The organism is Cupriavidus sp. KB_39 (assembly GCF_052114485.1).
Lineage (GTDB): Bacteria > Pseudomonadota > Gammaproteobacteria > Burkholderiales > Burkholderiaceae > Cupriavidus.
Genome location: NZ_JBFREV010000083.1, coordinates 1 through 5,090 on the forward strand (window position 1 = coordinate 1; position 5,090 = coordinate 5,090).

6 protein-coding genes and 1 pseudogene are annotated in these 5,090 nt (G+C 65.2%); all 7 read right to left on the reverse strand.

What is annotated here, in order from left to right:
* A pseudogene (locus tag AB4Z27_RS28365) lies at positions 1-269 on the reverse strand (aspartate-alanine antiporter); the annotation flags it as partial.
* 66 nt (positions 270-335) lie between these two features.
* On the reverse strand, positions 336-605 hold the full coding sequence (locus AB4Z27_RS28370; protein WP_441645891.1) for a hypothetical protein: 270 nt from the start codon (positions 603-605) through the stop codon (positions 336-338).
* Between the two features lie 318 nt (positions 606-923).
* Positions 924-2,147: an alkyl/aryl-sulfatase gene (locus AB4Z27_RS28375; RefSeq protein ID WP_441645892.1), complete on the reverse strand. Its 1,224-nt coding sequence runs from the start codon at positions 2,145-2,147 to the stop codon at positions 924-926.
* 20 nt (positions 2,148-2,167) lie between these two features.
* Positions 2,168-2,893 carry an MBL fold metallo-hydrolase gene (locus AB4Z27_RS28380; protein ID WP_441645893.1) on the reverse strand — a complete coding sequence of 242 codons (726 nt, stop codon included), beginning with the start codon at positions 2,891-2,893 and terminating at the stop codon, positions 2,168-2,170.
* A 53-nt stretch (positions 2,894-2,946) separates the two neighbouring features.
* Complete coding sequence (locus tag AB4Z27_RS28385) at positions 2,947-3,711, reverse strand: bestrophin-like domain (protein WP_441592978.1); 765 nt, start codon at positions 3,709-3,711, stop codon at positions 2,947-2,949.
* Positions 3,712-3,732: 21 nt separating this feature from the next.
* Positions 3,733-4,056, reverse strand: a complete 324-nt coding sequence (locus tag AB4Z27_RS28390; protein ID WP_092300635.1) for a calcium-binding protein — start codon at positions 4,054-4,056, stop codon at positions 3,733-3,735.
* A 122-nt stretch (positions 4,057-4,178) separates the two neighbouring features.
* On the reverse strand, positions 4,179-5,090 hold a 912-nt coding region (locus AB4Z27_RS28395), incomplete at its 5' end, for an FAD-dependent oxidoreductase (protein WP_441645894.1).

Here is a 5,090-nt window from a genome sequence, read left to right on the forward strand (position 1 = left end):
CGCAGGCTGGAGCGGTTCAGGTTGGCGAAGAACTGCGGGCCGCCGGAATAGCCCATCGCGAAGATGAACAGCGCGAAGGCCACCTCCTTCAGTTCCCCGTGGAGCTGGCAGCCGGTCTGCCCGATCAACAGCGCCACGATCAGCGTGCCGCACACCCCGCCGAGCCCGATCGGCCCGATCTTGAGCTTGCCTACCGCATAGCCGAGGCCGACGGTCACGAACAGGACCGCCATCGGCACGTCGTTGAAGATTCCGACCGAACATTGCATGGTGACCTCTCCAGCGGCCGGCGATTGCAATGCTCGCCGTGCGACGATTGTGCTTCGGGGGGCGSACTAGCGCCGGCTGCTCGCTACATGGCTCGCCAGCGAAGATCCACCCGCCATGGCAAATCGCGCCGCCAGCACCGTCGCCACGCGGGTTTGGGCGGCGGGCTCGCCCACGACTACGACCAGTCCGGCATCCACAGCCTGCGCCCAGCCGATGCGGCCGTCCAGCAAGGCGCGCAGCACGGGTTCCCCGGTCACCACGACCACGTCGCCATCGGCGGGGCCCGCGTCGTGATGCGCATCGGGGGGCGGCGTGCCGGCGGCTCGCCGCACCATATCGCGTCCAGAGCCGCGACTCCACCTGCAGCAGCGCCATCGGCGGCAGCTTCGGCCCGGCCGATGCGAGCCGCTGCTCCAGCATATGTGCCGCATCGTCCGCACGTTCTCGCGCCTGCGCGCCGGTATTGCTTTCGGCAGCAGGCAACCTGCCCGCGCCAATGGCATCGTGAAGCGCGAAGGCCACGCCAATGGAGGCCGGATGCGCGGCGCCGACTTCATCTCCCAGCACGAAGTCGGAGCCGCACGCCGCCACCGTCGTCGGGAGGGCCCCAAGCCACGCTACCAGCGTGGCCATCAACACCGCGGTCGTCGTCTTCATGGCGTCACGATGTTGAACCAGAACGGGAAGGTGTCGAGCAGGGCGAGGAACTCGCTCAGTGCCTCGCGGCGGCCCTCCACCTTCATATCGCCCTTGGCGATGGCGTTCTCGATCGTGGTCTCCTTGAGCTGGATGGCGTCAAGCGTCGCTTTCGAGAGCGTGACCTTTGCGTCGGGCTGCGCCAGCGGCTTGCCATAGTTCAGCACCGCGTTCTCGACCGCCAGCCCGTACTGCTTCTTCAGGTCGGTAAAGTCGAGATTCAGCCCGATCTTCTTGCCAGCGGCCTTCGGCCCGTTCAAGCGAACCGCCAGATAGTCGAACAGCATCTCCGGCGGCATCGCCTTGATGGTGTCCGGGCTCGCGGTCGTCGTCCCGCCGGCCTTGGGCACGCCATTGCGCAGTTCRTAGGCGCCCATCAGGTAGACCGAGCGCCATGGGCCGCTCTCCGCCTGGTATCCCAGCTGCTCGAGGGAATCGGCCAGCAGGTCCTTGCCCGCCTTGCCGTTGGGGTTGGCGAATACCACATGCTTGAGGACTTCGGCCGTCCAGCGATAGTCGCCCTTGCTGAAATCCGCCCTGGCGCGCTTGAGCACCGCCGCTTCGCCGCCCATGTACTCCACATATTTCTTGGCGGCCATTTCYGGCGGCAGGTTGTTGAGGTCGGACGGATTGCCGTCGTACCAGCCCATGTAGCGCTGGTAGACCGCCCGGGAGTTGTGGCGCAGCGTGCCGTAATAGCCCCGGTTCGGCCAGAATTTGTCGAGTTCCGGCGGCAGCTTGATCATCTCCGAGATCTCTTCCCCGGTGTAGCCGKTGTTCATCAGGTTGACCGACTGGTCATGCGTGTACTTGTACAGGTCGCGCTGCTTCTTCCAGTAGTCGATGATCTTGGCGTTGCCCCACATCGGCCAGTGRTGGGCCTGGAACTTGAAATCGACATCCTTGCCGTAGGTGTCGATGGTCTCGTTCAGGTAGCTCGACCACTTCAGYGCGTCACGCACCTGRGCGCCACGCAGCGTCAGGATRTTGTGCATGGTGTTGGTCGTGTTCTCGGCCATCCACATGCCCCGGAACTGGGGGAAGAACGTGTTCATCTCGGACGGCGCCTCGGTGCCTGGCGTCATCTGGAACACCATCTTCACGCCATCCACGGTGATCTCGGTGCCGGTCTTGCTGATGATGTCCGTGGGGACGATCAGCCCSGCGTCGCCGGTCGACACGGTCTGCCCCAGCCCGCCGTTCACGCCACCGCGCGCGTTGCGGGGCAGCGCGCCCCATACATATAGACGGCGCGGCGCCCCATCGCATTGCCGGCGATGACGTTCTCGCTGACCGCATGCTCCGTGAAGCCTTCCGGCGCGAAGATCTTGACCTTCCCGGACCGGACATCGGCTTCGTTCACGACGCCGCGCACGCCGCCGTAGTGATCCACGTGCGAGTGGCTGTACACCACGGCCACCACCGGCTTCTGCCCGAGGGTTTTCGTGACGAATTCCAGCGCCGCCTTGGCCGTCTCGGCCGAGATCAGCGGGTCCAGCACGATCCATCCCGTGTCACCCTGCACGAAGGTGATGTTCGACAGGTCGAAGCCACGCACCTGGTAAATCCGGTCCGACACCTTGAACAGTCCGTTCTGCATGCCCAACTGGGCGTTGCGCCACAGGCTCGGATTGACGGTGTCCGGCGCCGCCTTGTCGAGCCCGATGTATTGCTTGTAGGCTTCCAGGTCCCAGACGACGTCGCCCTTGGCATTGCGGATGGTCAGCGTGTCGGGCTTGGCCACCAGACCGCGCTGGGCATCCTCGAAGTCGGCCTTGTCGTTGAAAGGGAGTTCGTTCAGCACGGCCGCGTTCGCTGCCTTGGTCGCTGCCGTCGCGGGCTTGCCGCCAATGGGCTGGGCCTGGGCCCACCCCGATGATGTCCACGCCAATGTCGTCGCGGCGATGAGGAGAGGGGCGAATTTCATGGCTGGCACTCCCGGTTAGGACAAACCAATCAAACAACGGCAACCGMYAGACCCTAGCGCTTCAGCGCGGTCTCCAGGTTGTGCAAGTTCTGGGGTGGGACACGAATCAAACCGCCGCGCGGGCTGTCGATGTCCGCGATCAGCGCCAGTGACAGCGATATCGTCATCGGCAGCACCAGCAACAGGGCGGCCTTGGCGCTCTTGGTGCGCGCGCCATAGCCCTGCATCAGGCTGCTAAAGAACGCAATCACGATCATCAGGCACCAGGCCGACACCGGGATCCGGTTCAGCCACGCGGCCTCTGTRTAGCCCTGGGAATTGAGGACGTCGTTCATGCCCGACACCACCAGCGACGTGATCGGGGTGGGCTTGTCGCGCGCCACGCCGCGCACCACCTTCCACAGGTCGTCGCCGATTTGTGCCGTGGCATGCTCGATTTTCTGCAGGGCGTCGGGTTCGCGCGTGCGGTAATAGAGGATGCGCTGGTCCAGGTAGCGGATCAGCAATGCCCTGATCTGCGCGGTCTCCGGCCCCTCCACCAGCTCGGCCCGCAGGAATTCGGTGCCGATCGCGTTGGCCTCTTCTTCCTCCAGGTTCTTGCGCTGGTCATAGCGGCCGACCGCCATGGAGAGCGTGAACCCGATCAGCAGGGCGAGCAGCGTGAGCGTGGCGCCCTGCACGATATTGAAGTCGTCACGGCTGTCGTCCGCCATCGGCCTGATGCGGCGCAGCACCAGGAATCCGATCCCCGCCGCCAGCGCCATGAGCACGATCATGGCCAGGAAGAGGATGGCCGGATGCCTGGTGAGGTAGGTCATGGGACGATGGCCCGGAAGCCGTCAGTTCAGGCTGCCCGGATCCCGCGCGGCTTTCTGCTGCTTGGCGCGCGCCGCGAAGTAGGCCCCGATCTGCTTCTGCGTGATGCCATTGGTCTTCTTGGTGTCGATCTTGTCGTAATTCTTGAAGACTTCCGGCATGCCGGCCTCGGCCTCTTCGCGGCTCAACTTGCCGTCCTGGTTGGTATCGGCGGCCTTGAATTTCTCGGCGAAGGCGGCCTTGGCCTCCTGCGCGTTGGCCGGTTTTTGCTGCTGCGCACTGGCGGCCGTGGACATGAAGGCGGCAATCGCMGAAAGGCACGCAACGGCTACGAATTTCGAAGTCATGGTTGTCTCCCAGGTGTGTTTTGTATTCAGCGCTTGGGGCGCCACAGCCTGTGTGACTCTATCGCAGCGAATTGCGGTCTCGTAGTTAGACTTTTTGCGTCAGATATGAAAATAGTCGGGAGTCAGCGGGGCTTCGACAACTCCCCAAAGATCGTCGGAATCAACTCCGATACGGTCGGATGGATGGCCATGGTCTGGGTCATCTGCGTGGCGGTCATGCCACCGGCCATCGCGGCCAGCACCATATGGACCGCCTCGTCGCCGCCCGGGCCGAGGATGGCGGCGCCGAGAATCTGGTCGGTATCGGCATCCACCACCACCCGCATCGAGCCCTGCGCCTCGCCCTTCTCCACGGCCCGCGCCACGCGCGTCATGGGCCGCATGCCGATGCGCACCCGGTGGCCGGCCTGCCGCGCCTGGGCTTCGGTCATGCCCACGCGGCCGAGCGGCGGGTCGGTGAACAGCGCGTAGACCGGAATCCGGTCGCCCACGGAGCGCTGGGCCCCATCGAGCAGATTGGCCGCCACCACTTCGAAATCGTTGTAGGCGGTGTGGGTGAAGGCGCCGCGCCCGTTGCAGTCGCCCAGCGCCCAGATGCCGTCCACGCTGGTGCGGAGCTGGTTGTCGACGTCGATATAGCCGCGCGCATCGGTGGCCACGCCGGCCTTGTCGAGGCCCAGGTCGTCGGTGTTCGGTCGCCGGCCCACGGCCAGCAGCACGTGGGTACCGGCGATCTCTTCCGCGCCTTCCGGGCAGCCCGGCCCACTCACGCCCACCGCCGCACCTTCGGCATGCGGGTGAAGCTGGATGCACTCGGCGCCGCAGCGGATGCGGATGCCTTCCGCTTCCAGGATCTCCCGCACCTGCAAGGAAACGTCCGGATCCTCCCGCGCAATCAGGTGCTGGCCGCGCTCCACCACCGTGACCTGCGCGCCGAGACGGCGGAATACCTGCGCGAACTCCAGTCCCACATAGCTGCCGCCGATGACGATCAGGTGCCCGGGCACCTCGGTCATCGCCACCATGTTCGTATT

What these genes read in the sequence shown, in the direction of transcription:
- AB4Z27_RS28380 (WP_441645893.1), bottom strand. Translation starts at nt 2,893, where the DNA reads ATGAAATTCGCCCCTCTCCTCATCGCCGCGACGACATTGGCGTGGACA.
- AB4Z27_RS28370 (WP_441645891.1), bottom strand. Translation starts at nt 605, where the DNA reads ATGGTGCGGCGAGCCGCCGGCACGCCGCCCCCCGATGCGCATCACGAC.